Source organism: Kitasatospora sp. MBT63 (assembly GCF_000710465.2).
Taxonomy (GTDB): domain Bacteria; phylum Actinomycetota; class Actinomycetes; order Streptomycetales; family Streptomycetaceae; genus Kitasatospora.
This window is the reverse complement of the sequence record NZ_JAIZ01000412.1, coordinates 1-22631: the sequence shown is the minus strand read 5'-3', so window position 1 is coordinate 22631 and position 22631 is coordinate 1. Positions and strand designations below refer to the sequence as shown.

Annotated in this window: 14 protein-coding genes and 1 riboswitch; of the genes, 12 read left to right on the top strand and 2 right to left on the bottom strand. The window is 72.2% G+C overall.

Annotated features, from left to right (window positions below; all coding sequences use genetic code 11):
* From AA75_RS52285 to AA75_RS22900, 12 genes are all read left to right on the top strand, one after another.
* The coding region (locus tag AA75_RS52285; RefSeq protein ID WP_233289145.1) for a 3-hydroxyacyl-CoA dehydrogenase family protein at positions 1–127 on the top strand (127 nt) is incomplete at its 5' end.
* A 177-nt stretch (positions 128–304) separates the two neighbouring features.
* Positions 305–425, top strand: a riboswitch (cobalamin riboswitch).
* A 98-nt stretch (positions 426–523) separates the two neighbouring features.
* Positions 524–1621 carry a peptidase gene (locus AA75_RS22950; protein ID WP_051813102.1) on the top strand — a complete coding sequence of 366 codons (1098 nt, stop codon included), beginning with the start codon at positions 524–526 and terminating at the stop codon, positions 1619–1621.
* A 28-nt stretch (positions 1622–1649) separates the two neighbouring features.
* Positions 1650–2141: a hypothetical protein gene (locus tag AA75_RS22945; protein WP_033822076.1), complete on the top strand. Its 492-nt coding sequence runs from the start codon at positions 1650–1652 to the stop codon at positions 2139–2141.
* Between the two features lie 550 nt (positions 2142–2691).
* A complete protein-coding gene (locus tag AA75_RS22940) occupies positions 2692–3414 on the top strand; it encodes a phospholipid scramblase-related protein (RefSeq protein WP_082526753.1) in 723 nt (240 codons plus the stop codon).
* Between the two features lie 353 nt (positions 3415–3767).
* Positions 3768–4322 (top strand): YceI family protein, encoded by a 555-nt coding sequence (locus AA75_RS22935; RefSeq protein WP_033822075.1) that lies wholly within the window; start codon positions 3768–3770, stop codon positions 4320–4322.
* A 128-nt stretch (positions 4323–4450) separates the two neighbouring features.
* The gene (locus tag AA75_RS22930; protein WP_033822074.1) at positions 4451–5197 is read left to right on the top strand and encodes a hypothetical protein; all 747 of its coding nucleotides are present in this window, start codon (positions 4451–4453) and stop codon (positions 5195–5197) included.
* The gene (locus tag AA75_RS22925; protein ID WP_033822073.1) at positions 5194–5562 is read left to right on the top strand and encodes a transcriptional regulator; all 369 of its coding nucleotides are present in this window, start codon (positions 5194–5196) and stop codon (positions 5560–5562) included. Before AA75_RS22930 ends, AA75_RS22925 begins: the two co-directional genes overlap by 4 nt.
* A gap of 608 nt (positions 5563–6170) precedes the next feature.
* Positions 6171–7622 carry a hypothetical protein gene (locus AA75_RS22920; protein ID WP_082526752.1) on the top strand — a complete coding sequence of 484 codons (1452 nt, stop codon included), beginning with the start codon at positions 6171–6173 and terminating at the stop codon, positions 7620–7622.
* Between the two features lie 3 nt (positions 7623–7625).
* Positions 7626–11651: a hypothetical protein gene (locus tag AA75_RS22915; RefSeq protein WP_033822072.1), complete on the top strand. Its 4026-nt coding sequence runs from the start codon at positions 7626–7628 to the stop codon at positions 11649–11651.
* A complete protein-coding gene (locus tag AA75_RS22910; RefSeq protein ID WP_033822071.1) occupies positions 11644–15264 on the top strand; it encodes an AAA domain-containing protein in 3621 nt (1206 codons plus the stop codon). The genes AA75_RS22915 and AA75_RS22910 overlap by 8 nt, the downstream gene beginning before the upstream one ends.
* The gene (locus AA75_RS22905; protein WP_033822070.1) at positions 15261–18488 is read left to right on the top strand and encodes a hypothetical protein; all 3228 of its coding nucleotides are present in this window, start codon (positions 15261–15263) and stop codon (positions 18486–18488) included. Before AA75_RS22910 ends, AA75_RS22905 begins: the two co-directional genes overlap by 4 nt.
* Complete coding sequence (locus AA75_RS22900) at positions 18485–21052, top strand: ATP-binding protein (RefSeq protein ID WP_033822069.1); 2568 nt, start codon at positions 18485–18487, stop codon at positions 21050–21052. The genes AA75_RS22905 and AA75_RS22900 overlap by 4 nt, the downstream gene beginning before the upstream one ends.
* 49 nt (positions 21053–21101) lie before the next feature.
* Here the strand turns inward: AA75_RS22900 and AA75_RS22895 are convergent, their stop codons facing one another.
* Positions 21102–22121: an LLM class flavin-dependent oxidoreductase gene (locus AA75_RS22895; protein ID WP_033822068.1), complete on the bottom strand. Its 1020-nt coding sequence runs from the start codon at positions 22119–22121 to the stop codon at positions 21102–21104.
* Between the two features lie 248 nt (positions 22122–22369).
* A partial coding sequence (locus tag AA75_RS22890) for a CBS domain-containing protein (protein ID WP_033822067.1) occupies positions 22370–22631 on the bottom strand: 262 nt, incomplete at its 5' end.

Here is a 22631-nt window from a genome sequence, read left to right as displayed (position 1 = left end):
CGAGTCGATGTACGAGGAGTACAAGGAGCCGCTGTACGCCCCGCCGCCGCTGCTCGCCCGAATGGTCGAGGCCGGGCTGCTCGGCCGCAAGAGCGGAAGGGGGTTCCACCGCCACCGGCCGATGTGACCGTACGTGACCCGCCGGTGCCCGGCCTCTGTCGCGGAGGGCCGGGCACCGGCGGAGCACGGTGGAGCACGGCGGTTCCGCCGGGTCCGGATCGGTCGTCGGCGACCGATCCGGACCCGGCGAGATGTGACGTACGCGCCATTGACCGGGCCTTTCGCCCGTCGCCATGATGGGCCGTCATGTTGTGACTCCGCCGCTGGGGGAAGTCCGGTCCGAATCCGGCGCTGACCCGCAACGGTAGGCCGCCGACGGCTGTCGGCGGCGAGCCCGAGTACCCGGCGGCGGACGTGTGTTCCCTCCTCCCGTCGTGGTCTGCGGGCCGGAGCTCCGAGGGCTGCCCGGACTCGTTCCGGCCCCCTGCGGCCGCCCCTGCGCCCAGGCCCGGAAAGGCCTTCCATGCCAGCGCTCCGCCGTTCCCTCGGCCTGCTCGCGGTACCCGCCCTTGCCGTCGCCACCGTCCTTCCGGCGGCCGCCGCCGCCCAGGCCTCCCCCGCCGCCGCCCCCGCATCCGCATCGGCGTCCGCGTCCACGACCGCCACCGTCCGCCCGGACGCCGCCGCGGCCGGCTGGCTCGCCCGCCAACTGGTCGACGGCGACCACTTCGAGGCCGTGTTCGACGGCGTCCACTATCCCGACCAGGGCCTGACCGCCGACGCCGTGCTGGCCTTCGCCGCCTCCCACAGCTCCGACCAGGCCGCGGCCCGCGCCACCGCGTGGCTCGCCAAGCCCGAGATCATCACCGGCTACCTCGGCGACGGCACCACCGAGGCCTACGCCGGCGCCACCGCCAAGCTGCTGCTGGCCGCCGAGGTCCGCGGCGAGAACCCGGCCGCCTTCGGTGGCGTCGACCTCCCCGCCCGGCTCCGCTCGCTCCAGACCCCGAGCGGCCGCTTCTCCGACCGCTCCCAGTGGGGCGACTACAGCAACGCCTTCGGCCAGTCCCTCGCCCTGATAGCGCTCCAGCGCACCCACGCGGGCGCCCCGGCCGCCGCCGTCGACTTCCTCGCCGCCGCCCAGTGCGCGGACGGCGGCTTCCCGATCTCCTTCGGCCAGCCCACCTGCACCGCCGACCCGGACGCCACCGCACTCGCCGTCCAGGCCCTCACCGCCACCGGCCGCCCCGCCAAGGCCGCCGCAGGTCTCGGCTGGCTGACGGCCCACCAGAAAGCCGACGGCGGGTTCGCCGCCGCGGGCGCCACCGCATCCAACGCCAACAGCACCGGCCTGGCGACCGAGGCCCTGCTCTCCTCCGGCCGCCTCGGCGCCGGCCTCAAGGGCTGGAGCAGCCTGGTCAAGCTCCAGCAGGGCTGCGCCGCCGACCCGGCCGTCCGCGGCGCGGTCGCCTACGACGCCACCGGCTTCAACACCGGCAACGGCGTCCGCGCCACCGCGCAGGCCGTCCTCGGCCTCGCCGGTACCCCGTTGGCCGCTCTCTCCGCCCACGGCGCCCGCCCCGCCGCGCCGGTCCTCGCCTGCCCGGCGACCACCCGCTGAACGCCCTGAACCCGCAAGGAGCTTCCGCATGAGCGACACCCTCACCCAGGGCCGCCCCGCACGCCGCACCGCCCGCCGCACCCTCGGCCCGCTCGCCGCCGCGGCGGCGCTGACCGCCGGTCTGCTCGGCGTCTCCGCCGCCCAGGCCCCGCAGGCGCAGGCCGCCGCCTGCACCGGCACCACCGGCGTCACCGTGGTGGTCGACTTCACCGCCGTGGGCGGCGGCATCCAGACCGGCTGCGCCCCGGGCGACCCGGCCACCGGCCTGGCCGCACTCACCGGCGCCGGGTTCTCCTGGGCCTTCCACCCGCGCTTCCCCGGCTTCGTCTGCAAGATCAACTCACTGCCGGCCACCTGCACCAACCCCACCGGCAGCGCCTACTGGTCGTACTGGCACGCGCAGCACGGCGGCGCCTGGTCGTACAGCAGCCTCGGCGCGGGCAGCTACAACCCCGCCCCCGGCGACGTCGAAGGCTGGGCCTTCGGCGCGGGCACCCAGCCGGGCATCACCGCCCCCTGACACCCCGTACACCCGCCGGCGCCCCGCTCCCCGCACACGGGCCGGGGCATCGGCGGCAGGGCGCGGTCACCCGACCGCACCGAGAGCGAACTCCAGCTGCCCACCGGACTCCCGGGCTGGGCGGATCTTCCGGCCGTACGGGACGGCCGGGTCCGGATCCTCGACGGACCGGCCTGCTTCAACCGCCCCGGCCCCCGAGTGGTCCGCGGCGCCGGGGTCCCGGCCCATGTCCTGCACTCCGTCCGGGCGGGTGAACCGGTCACCGAGCAGGAAGCCCGGCGGATGCGGCGGACCGGCGCAGACGCGACCTTCTGACGGGCCGGTCGGTCGAGCGGACGCGCCCGCCCGACCCGCCGTCAGCGGGGCGGTGCGAGGCCGAATCGGGACCACGGGTGTGACTTCGGCCACATCCATTCCGCCGGCATTCGGCTGACTGGCCATCAGAACACCGAAACCCCCAGGTCAGAGGCGCAATGAACAGCCTCGGGCGACCCTGGGGGCGAACAAACGATCTGGCTACGCACAGGGAATTGAGCCTAACCTGCCCGCCATGTCCCAGAACACGAACACCCCCGGTCTCCCCGGGCAGCCGGCCGCTCCGGCCGGCGACTCCGCCAAGGTGCAGCGCCAGGTGCAGCAGCAGGCGGGCGTCGGACCGGTCTCCGGTGGCGGCGGCACCCTCTTCTCCGAGCCGGTCCTGGTGGTGAACCAGAAGGCCAAGCTGATCGAGCTGACCAACGAGTACTCGGTCTTCGACCAGCAGGGCGCCACGCTGGGCTCGGTGGTCCAGGTCGGCCAGAGCGGTCTGCGCAAGCTGATCCGGCTGCTCTTCTCCATCGACCAGTACCTGACCCACAAGCTGGAGATCCGGGACGCGCACGGCACCCCGGTACTGCTGCTGACCCGCCCGGCGAAGTTCATCAAGTCGCGGGTGATCGTGCAGCGTCCGGACGGCCAGGAGGTCGGCCAGATCGTCCAGCAGAACGCCATCGGGAAGATCAACTTCGCGATGGAGGTCGGCGGACAGAAGGTCGGCGCCGTCAAGGCGGAGAACTGGCGCGCCTGGAACTTCTCCATCGTCGACGCGACGGACACCGAGATCGCCCGGATCACCAAGACCTGGGAGGGCCTGGCGAAGACCATGTTCACCACGGCCGACAACTACGTGCTCCAGATCCACCGGCCACTGACCGACCCGCTGCTCAGCCTGGTCGTGGCGACCGCGCTGACCGTGGACACGGCCCTGAAGCAGGACGCCCGCGGCCTCGGCTGACCGGAGCCCCCACGCTCCTCCCCGCCCCGCCCCCCGAGCGCGCCGCCCCGAGCGTCGGCCCCGGGGGCGGGGCTCCTCACGTCGAGGACCCGGTCGGCCGCGTTCACCACTCGACGATGCGGCTCGCCACAGGCGCGGTCGAGGTGCGCGCGGTCGAGGTGCGCGCGGTCGAGGTGCACGGGGAATGCCCCACGTCCTCAGGTCACCAGGTCGCCCCGGGGTCGCTGGTCAGGGTGCACTCTGGCCCGTCCCCGTGTGCCCGACCGGCCCGGGGGCCGGACGCGCCCTACGTTGGGTCCGACACGATCCGGGCGGGACGGCCGCCGGGATCCCGGCCCTACGGAGGAACGCCCATGACCGTCAGCATCCCCGAGCTCACCGGGGACTACGTCCTCGACCCCACCCACACCCGGATCGGGTTCGTCGCCCGCCACGCCATGGTGACCAAGGTCCGCGGTGCCTTCCACACCTTCGAAGGCACCGCCCACCTCGACGGCAGCGACCCGTCCCGTTCCACCGGCGAGATGGTGATCAAGGCCGAGAGCATCGACACCGGCGTCGAACAGCGCGACCAGCACCTGCGCACCAACGACTTCCTGGACGCTCCCAACTTCCCCGACATCATCTTCCGCACCACCTCGGTCGAGCCCCGCTCCGACGCCGAATACCGCGTCGCGGGTGACCTGACCATCAAGGACACCACCCGCCCGGTCACCATCGACTTCGAGTACACCGGCAACGCCGTCGACCCCTACGGCAACCTGCGGGTGGGCCTGGAGGGAACGGTCACCATCTCCCGCAAGGAGTTCGGCGTGACCTGGAACGCGGCCCTGGAGGGCGGCGGCGTCCTGGTCGGCGACAAGGTCGTCCTCGAGTTCGACATCTCGGCGATCAAGCAGAAGAACTGACAGACCGCCGACTGCGACCGTGACCGACCGGGCGGGGTACGGCCCGTCCGGCGGGCCACGCCACCCGACGGGTGCCCGACTCTCAAGGGTCTATTGCCATAACTGGTTTGTGATGCAAATCTGATGGCATGACAGATGCATCGCTGCCCGCCTCGGGCACTCCCCGCGAACTCCTCGCCGGCCTCGGCGAGCTGACCCGCCGGGTCCGCGCCGCGCAGCGCGGCGCCTGGTTCCCCCTCCTCCTGCTGGGCGTACTCACGCTGGGCGGGATCCTGGTCACCCGCCTCACCTTCACGCTCGAGCCGGTGCCCTGCCCGCCGACCGACCCCACGGCGGGCACCGGCTGCACCCTGGCCAGACAGGGTTCGCCGGTCTACTGGCCCGTCGGCCTCGCCCTCGCCTACGCCGCGACGGCGTTCTTCTACATCCGCCGCTCCCGCGCCCGCGGCGTCGGCACCCCGGTCCGGCCGTACATCCTCACCGGGGTGGCGCTGGTCGGCCTGGTGACCGCCACGGCGGTCTGGAGCCTGCGCAACGGCATGCCGCAGCCCGGCGAACCGCTCGACCTCTGGGGCTTGCACCTCGATCCCGCCTCCGGGATGACGAGGTTCCTCGCACGGCTCGCCGGGAACGCCACGGCCGTCGGACTGCCGCTGCTGGTCCTGGCCCGGGTGGAACGCAGCCCCGGCCTGCTGCTGCTCGCCGCCGCGTACCTGGCCATCGAGCTGGTACCGCTGACCACCGGCTGGTCGGGGATCCCGTTCACCTCGCCCTGGTCCGGCGTGCCCCGGTACGGCGTACCGGGTGTCCTGCTCCTGCTCGGCGCACTCGGCTTCGGCCTGGCCGAGCGGTCCCACCGGCGCAACTCCGTATGACCGCCCAACCCTCCCGGCCCGTCGAGCCGGACCAGCTCGACCCGCACCCTGCCACCGGTCTCGACGACGTGGTCCACCAGCGCGTCCGCCTCGGCATCCTCACCATCGCCCACCAGGCGCGCCGGGTCGAGTTCGGCTTCCTGCGCACGGCCCTCGGCCTGACCGCCGGAAACCTCAGCCAGCACCTCACCGTGCTGGAGAAGGCCGGCCTGGTCGGGATCGAGAAGGGCTACGAGGGCAGACGCGCCCGCACCTGGCTCTCCCTCACCCCCGCCGGTCACCAGGCCCTCCAGGACGAGGTCACCCAGCTCAAACGGCTCATCCACCAGATCGAACAGGGCGGCGGCCCGGCCCGGGAGTCCTGATCCGCGCCCGGCACCCCAGCCGCCGAGGGCCCGACCACCATCCACCGCCCACGAACCCCGGGGAGGACCCGCGGATGCTGGTCGTCGGCGTCCACCTCGTCCTGGCCGACAACGGCACGGTGCTGCTCGGGCGACGTCGCAACACCGGCTTCGCCGAAGGCCTCTGGCACCTCCCGGCCGTTCACCGGGCAAGGCACGTGCCGGGATTGAAGCTGTCGGCCTTCCAGCCTCCAGTCTGTCCGGCTCCGATTCGAGAAGGTGGTCGGCACCATCGGAGCGGGCGATGCGCTCACGGCTGCCCTGCTCATCGGCCTCGCCGGACGCCCGGACCAGCCGTCTCCGGGAACGGTACGGGAACTGCTGGTGGGCGCGGACGGCGTCCTCGACGGCCTGCTTTCCTCTACCGGTCGCCGACGAAGCCGACGTGCCGCGGCCCCGCAGCCAGCCGGGGCGCACGGGCGCACGGGCGGGAAGGACCGTGCTTCCAGGGGCTGATGGCCCTGCCCACAAGACGTGGCGAGCGTCACATCCCCCCGTGCTAGCCTTTTGCCGCCACCGCAGAGTGTGTGGGGAGCAGCAAGTGCGCTGCGGCTCGAAGGGTGTGGAGCATGGGCGGATTACGTGTACCCGAGCGACGTCTCCACGATGCCGTGGTCGTCGTCCCGGGCATCATGGGCAGCGGGCTCAGGGACGTCGAGAGCGGTAACCAACTGTGGGGAGTCGGGCGGCTCTTCGAGTACACGGCCCGCATGCACACAGGCCGTCTCCGCGCGCTCGGTCTGACCGCCGGGGAACTCACCGGGCGTACCGGGAGAATCGAGCCGACCGGCCTGCTGAACGTCGCCGAGTGCCTGCCGGGATTCGGCCGCGCGCAGCCCTACAACGAGCTCGTCAGCGAGTTGCGCCACGCGGCCGTGCATCGCAGCGCGGTCCTCCCGTTCCCCTACGACTGGCGGCTCCCGGTCGAGCACAATGGAGGGCTGCTGGCCGGCGCAGCCCGCCGCCACCTCGACGCCTGGCGTCAGCACCCCGCCCACCGTCACTATCTGGACGGGCACCCCGAAGCCGGACCGGCCCGGCTGGTTTTCGTCGCCCACTCCATGGGCGGGCTCCTCGTTCGTGAGCTCATGCGCCACGACGGCCTCCGTACCGACATCCGGGCCGTGATGACCGTCGGCACCCCCTTCTCCGGATCGGTGAAGGCGGCCGTCATGCTCAACTCGGGCAAGGGAGCGCCGCTCCCGCTGCCCCGGACCGTCCTGCGGGACGCAGCACGGAGCATGCCGGGCGTATACGACCTGCTCCCCTCCTACCGGGCGCTCGACCTCGGCCTCGATTCACGGGTGCCGACCGCCGAGGACCTGGTGGCGCTGGGCGGCCGGCGCGACCTGGTCGAGGACGCCCTTCGGAGACGGGAGGGCAGGCAGAGCATCACCCTGCCCGACCACTCGATGGTGGTCGGGCTCGGCGAACGCACCCTGCAGAGCTATCACATGGCGGGGGACGCTGCCGTGGGCATGGAGGAGATCCTCGAACGGGATCCCCGCGACCACCGTGTGCTGTTCCACCCCGACGGCCGGCCCCGCAGGGAGAACCGCAAGGGCGACGGCACGGTGTACCAGTTCGCGGCGCATCTGCCGGGCTCCGGTGAGCGGCCGGTCCACGTCCATCAGGAGCACGGGGCCCTGGCCCGCAGCCGTACCGTCCTCGATCTCGCGCGCGGCATGCTGCGCGGCCTGCGCCACGCCGACGAACTCGGTGCCATGCTCGGCGACGGGACGTTCGATCTCGACGCCCCGGAGTGGGCCGAGCCCGGCGCCCCCTTCACCATCGAGGTGTCGGGCTGGGCCGGGGACTCCGATCTGACCTGCAGCGCCAAGGAGGTCAGCGGGCTCGGCGAGGTCCTGTACCCGGAGCTCAAGCCGGTACCCGGAGCGGACGGACGGTTGGTGGCGACCTGTGTGGCCGGCCGACCGGGGTTGTACGAGTTCGAGGTCACCGGCGGCAAGGAGCCGGTGACACGGCTTGTCCTCGTCCTGGCAGCGGAGCGGCAAGTCTGACGCATGGCCTCTGATTTCGACGACATGGAGGCCGAGGTCGCGGACTCGTTCGCGGTGCACGCGCTCGCGGTGGGACCGGTGACCGGCTTTCCGGACGCGGACACGGTCGGCGAGGCCGCACTGACCTCGGCCGTACTCCGGCGGATGGGCGGGGAGGCCGTTGCTCTCCCTCTGGCCGGTGACGCGGTGCAGTCGCTCACCGAGGCCGACGAGGCGCTGGCGCACTGGGCCGGCGAGCAAGGCGGCGACGACTCCTCCCGCCCTTCCGCACTGTTGTGGTTCGGCCACGGCCGCGCGGTGATGATGGGGCCGGTACTGGTCGTACCGGGCTCGAAGGACCGCGGCAACGCCCGGGTGACCCCCGAGATGCTCGCCCACCACGTCCACGCCGAACAGCTCAGGCGTGAGTGGGACGAAAGCCTGTGGACGTTGGTAGTGCTGGAGGCGTGCAACTCGTGGAACTTCGCCCACGACATGGCAGGCCGGTTCAACGGAACCGGGAAGGCGCGGACCCGCTCCCTCCTGCTGATCGCCACGGGCAAGCCGGCGGCGCAGAGCTATCTGGGCACCTTCCGCAGTCTGTTGGAGCGGTTCCTGGAGACGAAGACCTCCGTCGACGAATTCACCCTCCGGGAACTCCAGGGTCACTTCAAGAGTCACCGCTGCTACGCCGAGCTCGTGGGCGAGGAGACGGGCGCCGAACTCCGGCTCCGCGTCCATGACCGCGTGCCGCTCACCGGGGCGACCACGGTGGCCGAACTACGCCGGCAGCAGAGCCGCTACGACGAAGCACCCGAGGCATGGCCGCGCCGGCCCGTACCGGACAAGGTGGGGTTCCTCGAAGTGGTCACCGACTTCACCGGTCGAGCAGCGCATCTGCGGACCATCGCGGGCTGGTACGCCGACGACACCGGGGCGGCAGTGCTCGTCGTCACCGGCGCGCCCGGCGCGGGCAAGTCCGCGCTCCTGGGAGAGACCCTGCGGCGGTGGTCCGGTCCGGACGGACCGGAACCGGCCCCACCGGTGGTCGCGGTGCTGCCGCTGACCGGGAACACGCCCTCCGACGTCGTCCGGCAGCTGCGCGAGCAGCTCGACCTGTCCCCCGATACGCCCGGCGAGGACGACCAGGACCGCCAGGACGGCCTCGACCGGGAGGGTGCGGCACTGGACACCGTACGCCGACATCTGGCCTGGCTCACCCGGAACCCCGACGCCGGGCACATATCGGCCGGCAACGGCCCGGCGGAGACATCCGGCGACGACGCCCCGGCCGCGGGGACGCCGCTGCGGGCCCTGATCGTCGCCGATGCGCTCGACGAGGCCAGGGATCCCTTCCACATCGCCGCCCTGTTACGCGAGCTTACGACGGTTCCCGGGGTGCGGTTGCTCATCGGTACCCGGCCGACCCGGTTCGCCACCCCTGCGGGCGAGCAGCGGTCGGCTGACGCCGGTGGGTACCCCGCCCTGCCGGAGCTGCTCGGCTCGGCCTCCGGACACGCCCAGATCCTGACCCTCGAATCGGATCCGTCGGCGGCCCGCCATTACGTGGAGGGCAGGGTACGCGGCATCCTGCGCGAGCACCCCACGGGTGACCCCGCCTCGCAGGAGACGGTCACCGGCACCGTGGCGGACGCCGTGGAAGCCCATGTGCGGGACGGGTCCTGGCAATTCCTCCAGGCAGCTCTGGTGGTCCAGGAGATCGAGCAGCGGCCGGCCGTGCTCTCCCCCGGCCCCGCAGACCGGGCCGCCCTCACCGAGCTGCTGGACCGCGACCAGAGCGGGCTCTTCGGGGCCGCCGTGCAGCGGATCACGGCAGGGCTCCCCGCGGCCGAGCCTCTGCTGCGGGCCCTGGCCTTCGCACACGGACGCGGGCTGCCGCTGGCGGAGGGCATCTGGGCGCACGCCGCCGCGGGGATCGCGGAGGCCGAAGGCCCCATCGAGGACGAGCAACTGGAGCTGTTCCTGAGCCGGGCCGCCGCCTACATCCTGGTGGACGGCGAGGACCGGCGCAGCGTGTACCGGCTGGCCCACCGCAGCTATACCGAGCAGCTGCTCCGGGACGGCTCGCCGGACCACAGGTACGCCATGCTCACCGCGTTGCTGGAACTCGCGGCGGTGCAGGCGGGCGCCGGACAGCCGCTCAGTCCTCATCTGACCCACCGGCTCGCGGAGTACGCGGCGGACTGCGGCACGGACGGCTGGACGGCACTGGCCGCGCGGCCTGCCGTCGTCGACCGGCTGCCGCCGGCCTCACTGAGCTCTCTGGCGCTGACGCCGGGGCGGGGTACGGCCACCGCTCCCACCGACCTGCCCATCGAGGTGCTGGGCACGGTCACGTCGGCGCACCTGATCAAGGAGTCGGAGCCGGGCGACCGGCCGGGGCTGCGCCAGCTCGGCGGGGTCCGGGCGGCCGGCCTGCCGCATGCCGCCGGTCCCGGCGCGGACTGGGAGGTCGTCTGGGGACGGTTGCGCCAGGCGCCCCTGCACCTGCAGCTCGGTGGCTCCGCCGCCGCGATCACCGCACTCGTCGCGCACGCCGATGCCCCCTGGCTGGTGACCGGCTCTCTGGACGGGTCGGTGATGGTGTGGGAACCCTGGCGCGATCACCACCCCACCATGCTGCTGAGCGGGGGCGGAAGCGCGGTGACCGCGCTCGCCGCACTCGGTTCGGTAGGCCGGGAGGACGGTGAGGGGAGTGCCGGACCCGGCCTGCTGGCCGTGGCCCACGACGACCGGACGGTTCGCCTCTGGGACACCGACACCGACACCGACACGGATGCCGGCGTCGGCCGGACCGAGTCGCGGCACGCGGCCTGCACGGAGATGGTGCGCGTCATGGCGGCACTGCCCGACGGGTCCCGGCGGTTCGTCCTCGGTGGCGAGGCCGGCCATCTCGCTCTTCTCGGCCCGGACGGAACGCTGTCGCCGGCCTCCGACGCGGTGTCCCACCGCGACGTGGTGGGGCTGGTGCCCGTGTGCGGTCCGGAGGGCGCACCGCTGGTCGTGGCGGCGTATCAGTCCGGGGAACTGGCGCTGTGGGAGGTCGGCGGGCCGGTGCCCGTACTCGTCCACCGGTCGAGCGCGCACACGGAGCTGGCCGGGCTCGTGGGCGTCCCGGGGCCGTCGGGCCCCGATCGGCTGATCACCGTCTCGGAGGACGGCCGTCTCGCGCGCTGGCGTGTGCACAACGGAAACGGCCACCCTGTGATCCTCGCCGACACGCAGGAACGGCCTTCCGAGGTGCGCACCGGTGCCGGTCCCGTCCTGGCCGCGCTGCCGACGCCCGGCCGGGGCGGAGTCCCAGTGGTCGGTGACCGTCGGGGCATCGTGCGGATCGCCGGTCAGGTCGCCCCGCCCGGCGGCCCGGAGTTCCTCCAGACCTCGACCGGGAACCGGCCCATCCGGGCGATCGGTGTCCTGCGCGGGCCCCAGGCCGGCCGGATCCTGGTGACGGTGGCGGAACGCGATTCCCGGGTCCATTTCTGGGACCCGGCGGCCGCGGCCCGTACGGGCGCGGCCCCGGTGGAACCCGAGTCCTGGGTCTGCGCCGTACGGAGGCACGTCCTGGCGGACGGCACGGAGACGCTGGCGGTGACCGAGCAGTGCGCCGGGCGCCGGACCGTGCAGGTCCTGCGAGCGTCGGACGGTGCCCGGCTGGAGGTTCCGGCCTCCGCCGAGGGGCCCTCCGGCCACGACCCGGCAGGGCCGGACATACCGAACAGGGCCGACGACCAGCACGCGGGCTCCCTCGTCGACTGCGCGGAGATCGACCCGCCGGTCTCCCTGCCCCGGCCGGCCCGGGCGCGGGTGACCGCCGGTCGGGAGGGCACCGTCGTGGTGTGGCGGGAGGACCCGGATTCGGGCTGGCATCCGGTGCGTCGCATCCCGCTGGGGTCACCGTGCATCCAGCTCGCACCACTGACGTCGGGACGGCTCGGCATAGCCACCGATGACGGCGTGATGGTGCTCAGGCTCGATTCCGTCGCGTGGGGCGTCGACGGTGGAGGAACCGAGGAGACACATGGATGACGAACTGCCACCCCGGCGCATCAAGGACCTGCTGGACGATCTGTTCACCGGGAAGGAGGCCCGGCACGGCCGCTACAAGCAGGTGGGCGACTACCAGGAGCTGATCAGGGGACGGCTGATCCATCTCGTCCTGCGCAACCGCGACCACTTCACCGACGTACGCGAAGTGGCGCTGTTCCTCGACGTCGACCGGGTGGGCGGAGACCTCTGGGACCACGAGGTGCGCAATCTGTTACGCCTGAAGATGCTCGGCCATCCGGCACTGCCGGAGATCGTGGAGGGCAGATTCGACCGCAGCTTCCGGGCCGCCTTCATCATGACCCGACTCGAAGGCAAGCCGCTCGCCGAGCAGTGGCGGTCCGTGGTGGACGAATGGGCCGTGCAGCATCCCGTGGTCGCATTCGAGCAGTTCAGCCTCCTCGTGGACGCGTTGAGCCAGCTGCACGGCACACGGATCGTGCACCGGAACCTGACCCTGGGCGCCGTCCGGGTCAATCCGGAACGGGACAACCCGGCCCGGACGACCCTGTCCCTGGCGCGGTTCGAGCTCAGTGCGCTGCTCAACAACCTGCTCCAGTCGGTCCACGGCCCCAGCGGCAAGGCGACTTACGACGAAGCCGTGAAGGCGTTGTTCCTCACCCCGCCGGCCGGTGTCGGAAAGGCCCATCACCTGGCCTATCTGGCCCCGGAGAACCACCCCGCCGTCTTCTGCGACGAGCGGATGCGCCACCTGGACCACGGCAGCACCGACGTCTTCGGCCTCGGCGTGCTGGCGTGGGAGCTGTTCGTCGGCTCCCTGACGGACCGGCTGCCCGGCGAATGCGCCGCTGTCGAGGGCGCGGAGGGTGACGAACTGCTCCCGGCTCTTCACCGCCTGCACGCCGCGATGCGCCGCGAACTCGGCCTCTCCCTCAAACTGCCCCGCCCGCTGCGCAAGGCACTGCTCGGCATGCTCGACCCCTCACCCACCCAGCGCAGCACGTCCTTCGAGGCGTCCGCGGCCCTGCAACGGGACTGGTCGAGCATCTGCCTGGCCCTGGAACCGGTGCCGAACGGTGCCAAGGCCCGCCTGCTCGCCTTCATGCCCGACCAGTCGGTCGGCACCATCCACACCACCCGGGGCTGGACGGACCACAGCCCGGACACCCCCCAAGGCTGCCAGGAACTGCAGGCCTTCCTGGAGGAGGAACTGCGCGAGGCCGAGCTCGTCCACTGGCACGGCGGAGCGGTCGGCTTCGTCGACGGTGATCCCCGCTCGCTCGGTGACGCCCACTGGGTGCTGATCGGTCAGCAGGCCGCGTGGTTCTGCGCGTTCCTCTTCGACCTGGATGCAATGGGGCGTCGTACGGTAACGCACACCGACACCCTGGTCATCAAGTATCTCGTGGACAAACGCTTCGCGTCGGAGATCCTGTCGGTCAAGCCGAAACGACGTGTCGGCAAGGTGGATCTGGTGCCGTTCCGGCTGGGACAGCCGCTGGACGACGAGCAGGAGGGCCGCCCGTCCTGGAAGGAGCTGACCGACGCCGTCCGGAGCACCAAGCAGAGCACGCAGAGCGCCGAGGTCCAGGAGATGCTGCGGGCCGTCTCCTTCATGCTGGACTACCAGGGCGTGGTGCTCCGCTCCCACCAGTACCCGTACACCCTCACCGAAGCGGAGGACGGCCGTCTCGTCCTCACCCAGGACATGGGCAGGGAACGCAGGTGGCTGCACGAGGACGAGCTGCTCACCGCCTACTGTGCCGATCCCCGGCACCGGCCGCCGCTGGGGGACTTCGCCAGGGGGCTGCTGGCCGAGAGCAACCAGGCGATGGTCTCGGTGGTGTACGACCGGCCCACCCCGTACTTCGGCGGGGACTCGTTCGACGTCCGGGTGAAGGAGCGGCTGGACGCGCGGTCGATCGTCGTCGAGGTCGCGCCGGGCAAGGAACCTCCCACCCAGGGCTGGCTCAGGCCGCAGGAGGATCGCGGCACGGAGGTCCAGTTGCGGCGGGAGGCCCGGGGACTGGGGTCGCTGCGCCAGAAGGCGGGGCTGGCGCGCATCCTGCACACGCCCGAGTCCATCGAGCTGCACGCCCAGCGGGACACGACGCTGCAGATTCCGGCGCGGCCCGGCGAGAAACCGCTGCGGGGAAAGGCCGGCCGGATCATCCGGGACATGCTGCGGCTGCACCCGTTCTACGCCCTCCAGGGACCGCCCGGTACGGGAAAGAGCACGGTGGTGTCCCACGCGCTGCGCGATTTCCTCAGGACCGAGCACGGGGCACGGGTGCTGGTGAGCGCGCAGTCGAACGACGCGCTGGACCAACTGGCCGGCAAGTGCCTGGAGTTGCTCAAGCCGGCGATCGACAGGCAGTCGGTGCTGATGCTCAGGGAACTGTCCCGCCACAAGGACGCCTACGATCTTCCGGACGAGCTGCGCCCCTTCACCGCCGAAGCGATCGCCGAGGATCTGGTCAAGCGGATCCGCGGGCGGGTCGCGGACGGCCACATCGGGGCCCACAACCCGTCGGAGCGGGCCCTGATGCTGCGGTGGGCCGAGGTGGCCCAGGCGAACATGGTGGAGTTGACCGAGCGGATCCGGGCGAGTGCCGATATCGTGCTGGCCACCTGCTCGATCGCGGGCACGCTGACCGACGAAGTCCGCGATCCGTCCGACGTGTTCGACTGGGTGATCATCGAGGAGGCGGCCAAGGCCTGGCCGACAGAGATCATCATGCCGCTGGTCCTCGGCGTGCGGTGGACCCTCGTGGGTGACCATCTGCAACTGGGGCCGCACCGGGCCGAGGACATCAAGACCTTCCTCAACGGCCTGGGACAGCACCCGGACGAGCGCATCAAGCTGCACTACGCGGCACGTGACAGCTATCTGAGGTTCGTCCAGATGTTCGGCCGGTTCTTCGACGGCCGGGACGCGACCCAGCGCGCCGTGCCCGCCTGCCCGGTGGACACCCTCGACACCCAGTTCCGGATGCATCCGGACATCGCCCAGCCCTTCGCGCGGGCCTTCTACCCGGACGGCAACGGCGGCACCTTCCTCGACCCCGATCCGGAGATCAGGGAATTCCATTCGGCCACCGAGCCCGGCTACCTGGCGGGATCACCCCTGGTCTGGCTGGACACCTCCGAGCACACGGAATGCGGGGACCTGGGGTACTGGTGGAACCCCGGAGAGGTCGACCTCGTCGAGGATCTGGTCCGGAAGCTGGGGCTCACCACGCACGACCCGCGGAAGCTGGCCGTGCTGACGCCTTACCGCAAGCAACGCGGGAAACTGGAACGCGACTTCCTCAAGGGGCGCGTACACACCGTTCATTCCTTCCAGGGCGGCCAGGCGAAGACGGTGATCGTCTCACTGGTCCGCAGTTCGGAACGGGGCACGGAATCACGGCAGAACGTAGGGCACACCGCTCAGGACGACGTGATCAACGTGATGCTGTCCCGGGCCCAGCAACTTCTCGTGGTGGTCGGGAACCTGCCGCACTTCGAGCGCCACGGCGGTGCCGCCTGGCAGTCGGTGATCAAGACCTTCCGCGAGGTCGGAAGGATCGTCGACGCCGCGACGGGAGAAATCCTCGTCGACGCCACGGCAGGAACGGGAGAGAGCCGATGACCGAGACCGTCCTCGTCGCGATCCCCTGCCGCGTGATCACCCTGCGCATGGAACTCGGTGCGGAGGAGGGGGCCTCCACGCTCGAGGACCTGGTGCTCCGGGCCGTGGCGGCGGGCCGCAACACCGTACGGGACCTGGGCGAGCTGTTCTCCCTGCCGAACCGTCTGATGCTGGACGTGGTGCACGGCCTGTGGAGCAGGGGGTTCCTGGCCGTCGACTTCAGCACGAACACGTTGGAGAACACCCGGGCGGCCCAGCCGGGGCTCGGCGAACAGCAGGCCGACCGGCCCGTCGCGGCCAAGGTACAGATGCGCAAGTTCCTGTTCGACCCGGTGACGGCCGCCGTCCTGCTGCACCGCAAGGGCATGGACCGGATCCCCAACGGGGCCATCGCCATGCCGCTCGCGCGTGGCATCTCCGAGACCGACATCCCGCAGACCGAACTGCTGCGCGCGGTCCGTGAAGCGGTGCGCACCGACCGCAGGGAGCACGGGGTGCGCCAGCGTGTGCTGGATGTGTCCTTCGCCAACCCGATGCTGAACCCTTCCGAGGCCGTCCACTGGAACACGGTCGAGGTCGTGGTGAACCGGGACCCGGTGACCGACGTGGTCACCGCCACCCCTGTCCAGATGCCGCAGGGCTGGGGCAGACGGGCCCTTCAGCTCTTCCAGGCCAGGGTGAGCGAGCTGGTTCGCAACCGGCCGGACAGCAGGTTCGTCCAGCGGCTGCTGTCCCGCGAGGTGCTGACGGTGGTTCCGCCCGACAGCCTGCGCTCGCTGCTGGTGGACCTGGACCGGCTGGCCGAGGGCCTGGACAGGGTCCCACCGCATGTCCTGCCGGAACGGCACGAGGAACTGCGCGGCAAGGCGGCCAAGGTACTGGATCAACTTGCCGAGGTACGCCGGGCACGGTGTTCGGTGGAGCCGGTGGTTCCCGGGGCCGGCGTGGAATGGGTGCTGAAGGAGCTGATCGAGCAGGCCACCCACCAACTCGTCCTGGCCCTCCCGCGGATCACGTACGACGCCCTGCACGAGGTGCTGCCCTCGCTGGAACTCGCTGCGAAGCGGGGTGTCACGATCGTGTTCCTCTGGGGCGACACGCCCTCCGCCACGTTGGAGGGCAAGGTCGCCACCGCACTGTTCGACCTCCAGTCCCGCTTCTCCGAGAACATCCTGCTCGAACAGCGCAGCAGCAGCTGCGCGGCGTCCGCCGTCGTCTGCGACGACCTGTGCGCGTACGTGGGGTCCAGCAGCCCGCTCTCGGCCAACACCGGGGCCGGGGTGCTGGTGAAGCCGGTCGAGGGCATGGAGGACCCGCCGAGTTGTGTGGCGGATCTGCTGAGCTGGGCGAGGCGGACCTATCCGTACTGGGAGGTGGGGCAGAACATCGCCCTGCTGCCGGCCGATTTCGGCAGGCGCCGCCCCGCCGACCCCTCGGTGGACGCCGGCCCGGCACTGGGCGGCATCCCGCTGCCGGAGCTGGACGAGGCCTGGAACCAGGACGAGGTCGCCGGCACCACCCGGTGGGCAGCGGACTGGGGCCGGGTACTCCACCGGCTGATGGAGGCGGTGGAGGAGGTGTACCAGGGACGGCCGGTGGTGCGGGCGGTCTGGGACGGGATGTACGCCGATCTGGTCCAGCATGCCGTCGATGGAGCCACCGGGCGGCTGGCGGTCACCGACGACTCCGCGGAGGCCGAGACCTGTACGGACGCGTTCGGTCAGAGGTTGTCGCGCCTGCGCGACAAGGGCGTCGTGATCCATCTCCAGCATCCGCCGCTCAGGGACGGGCGCCGGACCCCGCGCAGTTACGCGGAGATCCACCGTCGCCTCGGCGCGGAGGGAACACTGCGGAGCACCCGGGCCCGGGCCCGGGCGGTGCTGTCCGACCATGAGATGGTCGTCGGCAGCTACCGGCCGCTGGGCAACCGGCCGGTCAATCCTGCCCGGGGGCCCGCCCCCACCGAGCTCGGCCTGCACATCATGAACACCGCCTTCACCGCGGAGTTCGCCGGAACCCTGGGCATTCGCGACTGGTTCGGGGACCCGGGTGACGGCGGTGAGGCCGCGGTCCGCCCCGGCTATCTGCCCCCGCTGCCATCGCTGTCGTCCACGCCCGTCGAGGCCGACGACTGGGCGGTGCTGGAGAACCGCCTGGCGTCCGGCGTGGCACCCGAACGGCTGCGCGCCGACTCCGCAGGACTGCTGCACGGTGCCACGGGCTCCGCCGAGCAACGACAGCGTTGGGGACGCTGGCTCCTGCACGACGCATGGCGGCGCCATGCCTTCGTGGAGGCCTACCTGCTGGCCCCACGGCTCGGTGGAGCGGAGACCCTGCCGCTGCCTCTGGCCGCCGTGGCGGTACCGGTCGAGCATGGTCCGCTCGGCGAGCAGCTGTACTACAGCGCGGTGGAGCTGGCCGACGCGCCGGCCGAGCACCGCACGGTGGCCCTGGTCGGCGCGGTGGCCGAGATGCTCCTGCACGGCGGCGACACCGGTCTGCTGGTCTGCGAGGCGCTGGCCGATTCCGGCGGCGGGGCCGCCGAGGGTCTGCCGCCCGGCTGGCTGGAGCTGGCCCGGCAGGCTGCGGCCTGCTTCGCCGCCACCAGGGCCCCGGTGCCGCTCCAGGACATCAACGCCTGGGCCGAGCAGCGGAACCGGTCGGCGGACGTCCGGAACGGCTGGGCCCGCCTCGTCGCCGATGTGAACGACTTCAAACGGGCCGACCAGCACTTCAAGTTCCTCGACGGAAAGCGGATGCACCGGGCGATGTTCGTGCCGCCCGACGGACTGCTCGCCCGGGTCCTGGCCATGGCGGACGGCGACGCCTCCGACGGCTTCCGGCTGGAAGGTGCCGCCGGACTGCCGGACACGGAGCTCGACGCACGTCTCCACCTGGACCAGCTCGCCATGGACCAGGGCCTGAAAAAGGTCGAGTGGAGCAATCACCTTGCCTACGCGCGGCGGGTCGCGGACATGCTCGCCGAGGCCCGGCGTCTCGCGGAGCTGTCCGCGGCCGAGGCCGAGAGGAACACGTCAGGGTCGGTGGCCGCGCTGCTCCCGGCGCTCGCCCCGGAGCACCGCGCGTTCGCACGGCTCCTGGACCGTATGTGGCACACCCTCCGGGAGGAGGCCGACGAGCTGGAAGAGCCGGCCCGCCATCCGGCGACGGCTCTGCTCGGTGCTCTCGCCTCACTGCCGGTGATCGGAAGGGAAGACAGTTGACCGGGATTCCACGGGCGCTGCTGGACAACTGGCCCGGCCGAATCCGGTTCCCCGGCGTCCTGATCGCGCTGGCGGAGCACGGCCGGTCCGGTGGCGGGAGCCGGGGCGATGGTGCCGTGCCCCACGACGAGCCGGCCGAGCTGGACGGCGATCTGCTCGCCGGGGCGGTACTCGGCCACGTGGGCGGTGTGTCATCGCGTGCGGCCTTCGACGCCCTGCTGGAGCAGGGGGAACATGATGCGGCGGAGCAGGTGCTCGCCGGCGAGCCGCAGCCGGACGGGCACCAGGCCGAGCTGCTGACCCGCAAACTGGAGGAGGCGCGCGCGGCCGAGGCGGTTTCGGTGCGCCAGCGGGTGGACGAGCTGGAGCGCCGTGCGAAAACCGCGGGCATCGCCTTCGAACGGCCGGACGTGACCTCGTTGATCGAGCGCTCGCGGTCGCGGAGGGCGGCGGCGGGAGCGGTGCTGACCGCGCTCGAACGGGAGGTCGAGGACCGGATCAGGTCCTTCGCCGAGCAGTTGGACCGTATCGTCACCGAACAGGAGCGGGCGGTCGCCGGCAGCCCGGCTCCGGCGGATCAGCACGCAGGTGAGGACGCCTCCGCGGCCCGGGTCCGGGCGCTCCTGCGGTCGGGTGAACTCGTGGCCGCGCAGGCGCTGCTGAACCGGGAGCCGCTGGGAGCCCCCGTTCCCGAGGCCCTCGCCCCGCTCCCGGAGTGGGACGAGGCGTGGACCACGGAGAATTTGATGGAGTACCACCTGAACCCGACGGCGCGCAGGCCGCCGGAGGTCGCCGTGTGGAAGGCCGCCGACGAGTCCGCCGAACGGCTGCTCCTCGCTTTCGACCGGCTGAACCGGGAGTCCTCGCCCGAGGCCGCAGTGGGCCTGGCCAACGCTCTCGGCCGCTTCCTGGGGGGACCCGGGGAGGGTGCCGTGGCGAACCGGATCGAGGGCGGCTACTTCACCTTCTTCGACGGGCTGTTCAGCGAGGAACCCCTGTCCGGACTGCATCCCACGGGCCGCATCGACCTCTATGTCGCCGACCCGGAAACCTTCACACCCCCGCAGGAGCTGGCAGCGCACGGCCGCCCGCATGTGGCGGTCGGCCGGAACCTGCTGACCACGGGGTACAGCGACCGTGCGGCCACCGCCGTGCTCAGCCTGTGCGATCTGCTCCGGCTCGCGGTCCTGAAGACCGACCGAGGGGCCCGTACCCTGGGCCTCCTCGCCCGGCAGTGGTCGGTGGACGCCCTGGTCGGAGACAGTCCCGCGGCGCTGGGACGGATTCTCGGCGCCTCACCCGAAGGGGCCTGGCGGACCCTGCGGTGGATCACCCACCTGTCCCTGGGCGGCGGCACCCCCACCGTGCAAGCGATGGAGCACTGCACCGGGATGGACCCCGGGCTGCTGCGGACCATGCTCCGCTACGCCGAGACCGCCATCGACCGCTCCGCCCACACCGAGCTGTGGGCCGCGGAGAGCGGCGGCTGGCGCAAGGACCCCGCGCTCCTGCACGCGCTGCGGTCCGAACTGCTGGCCCTGTGCGGTGGTCCGGCGGCCCGCGCCGCATGGTGGGCGGCCCTGTCGATCTGCGACGAGGAGGACGGGCTGCTCACGGCCGCGGACCTCGGTGAGTGGGCCGAGATCTGCTCGGGCTGGGCGGGCGCCGGGCCCGAGGTGCTCAGGGGAACGGCCGCGCTGCTGGAACGGGGTCTGCTGGCAGCATCGGGCGAGGACCTGCGCGTCCCGCTGTCCGGAGCCGTGCGTGCCCTGCGTCCGTCGGCGGAGACGGAACTGGGCGCCCTGCTGGAGGAGATGGAGCGTACCGGCTCCGTCGGCGGCACGGACGAGGCCGGCACGGCAGCCGCGCCTTCCGTCCCCGTGGCCGACCGTGCCTGGACGGTCTGGCACCGCAACCGCTTCGCGCCGGTACCCGCCTGTGCCGGGCGTCTGGAGGCGGAGCAGCGGGGCGCGGGCCCCGGGGAACTGGCCGCTCTCGCGGAGCTCGCGGCCGAGCAACTCCGCGCCTCCTCCGCCGAGGAACTGATCGAGCGGGCGGCACCGGCGGTCGCGGACCTGGGGGCGGTCCTGCCGGAGCTGACGGCCCAGTGCCGCCTGCAGTACCCGGGCCTCCACGTCGACCTGCGCTGTCCGCCGTCGTTGCTGGTGGACGTCCCGGCGCCGGTGATGCGTGCTGTCCTCTACGAGGTGCTGGACAACGCCGCGGAAGCCCTGGATGGCCGTGACACCGGTCTGGTGCAGGTCTCCGTGTCCCAGGAGGGACCCGAGGCGATCGTCGAGGTGGAGGACAACGGTCCGGGGCTGCCCGCCGAGGCGCGGGGGCGGCGGGTGTTCCAGGCCGGGTGGACCACCCGGGGCGCCGATCGTGGGTGGGGCCTGCACCGAGTACGCAAGCTCCTCCAGGCGTTGCCGGCATCGGCGGTGGAGGCGGAGGTGGAGGTATTCAGTTCCTTCCATCCGGCACTGACGGGTGCCGCGCTGCGGCTAGTCCTTCCGGTCACGCCGGCAGCGGCGGACGGGCCGGAGCACGGAGCCACGCCGTGAACAGGCCGTCCAGGGAGCCGGGCGCGTGGCACCCCGTGGCGGCACCGGTTCAGAGCGCCGGCTTCCAGCCGAGGGCGGGGCCGAGGCCGGTGGCGATGTCGGTGAGGATCTGCACGTAGTCCTCGTGCTCGAAGGTGAACGGCAGCGCGAAGACCGCCTCGTCGACCTCCCGGAACGCCGCGTGGGCGTACAGCTGTTCGGCGATCTCGGCGGAGGTCCCGATCAGGTCCCGCGCGAACAGCACCCGCGAGGGGCCCTGCGGGGCGGCGGTACGCGGGGTCCGGTTCCGCACGTACTCCTGGTACTTGGCGCGCTGCGCCGCCGACGCGCTGTCGGTGGGGATGACGACCAGGCCCTGGGAGACCCGGGCGCGCGGGCCCTCGGGGTGGCGGGCGCGGAAGGCGGCGATCTGCGAGCGCTGGATCTCGGCGAAGTCCTCCGACTCCTCCGCCCGCACCACGTTGCTGGTCATCAGGCTCAGTCGCTGCTCACCCGCCCAGCGGGCCGAGCGCAGGCTCCCGCCGCCGTACCACAGGCGCTCCGCCAGGCCGGGCGCGACCGGCTGGACCCGGTCGGAGTACACCTCGATGCCCTCGGAGCCGCTGAAGTCGGTGGCCCGCTCACCGCGGACGAAGTCCAGCAGCCGCCGCGCCCGCCCGTAGCCGAAGTCCTCGGCCTCCGCGGTGTCGGGGTAGAGCGCGGGGGCGACCCGGTCGTAGTGCCCGGGGCGGCCGACGCTGATGCCGGGGTTGAGCCTTCCACCGGACAGCAGGTCGACGGTGGCCAGGTCCTCGGCCAGCCGCAGCGGGTTCTCCCAGCCCAGCGGGATGACCGCGGTGCCCAGCTGGATGCGGCTGGTCCGCTGGGTGGCCGCGGCCAGCACGGCGACGGGCGAGGATATCCCGTACTGCAGGTGGCGGTGGCGTACCCAGGCGCTGTCGAATCCCAGCTGCTCGCCGAGTTCGATGATCCGGAGCGTCGACTCGTGTCCGTGGCCGGGGTCGGCCGGGTCGAACAGCCCGATGGTCAGGAATCCCAGCCTCCGAAGGGGCTGCGAGGGCGACGGCACCGGATTCTCCTCCGTCCTCCGCGACCGGCCCGGCAGGAGCGGCGCGGTTCGGCTTCCACGGCCCGGATTCCGCTCACCGGACGCCCGCCCCACACTCACACACCGGCCGACAGCGCTCAAGACCGCCTCGGGAACCGCAATCCGGGGCAACACGCACGTGATCTCCCCGCCACGGAAGGGGTCATGTCGGGACGGGAGGATCCGGCCCCGGCCCCGTTGCCGGGAGCCTTGAAACGGCCGGACGGCTCCTAGAGGCTGAGCAGGCCGATGGCGCGGCCGTCGTGGTCCACCACCGGCCACGTGTCCAGGCCGCGGGCGCGCATGGCCGCGGCCGCCGTGGTGGCGGGCATGTCGGCGGTGGCGAACGGGGCGCGGTCGAGGACGATGTCGCGTACCGGGGTGCGTTCGGTGTACCAGGACCGGGCCTGGAACGGTGCCAGGTGCAGCCGGGTCAGCAACCCCGCGCAGCGGCCGTCGTCGTCGCGGACCAGGAGGTGGTCGGCGCCGGAG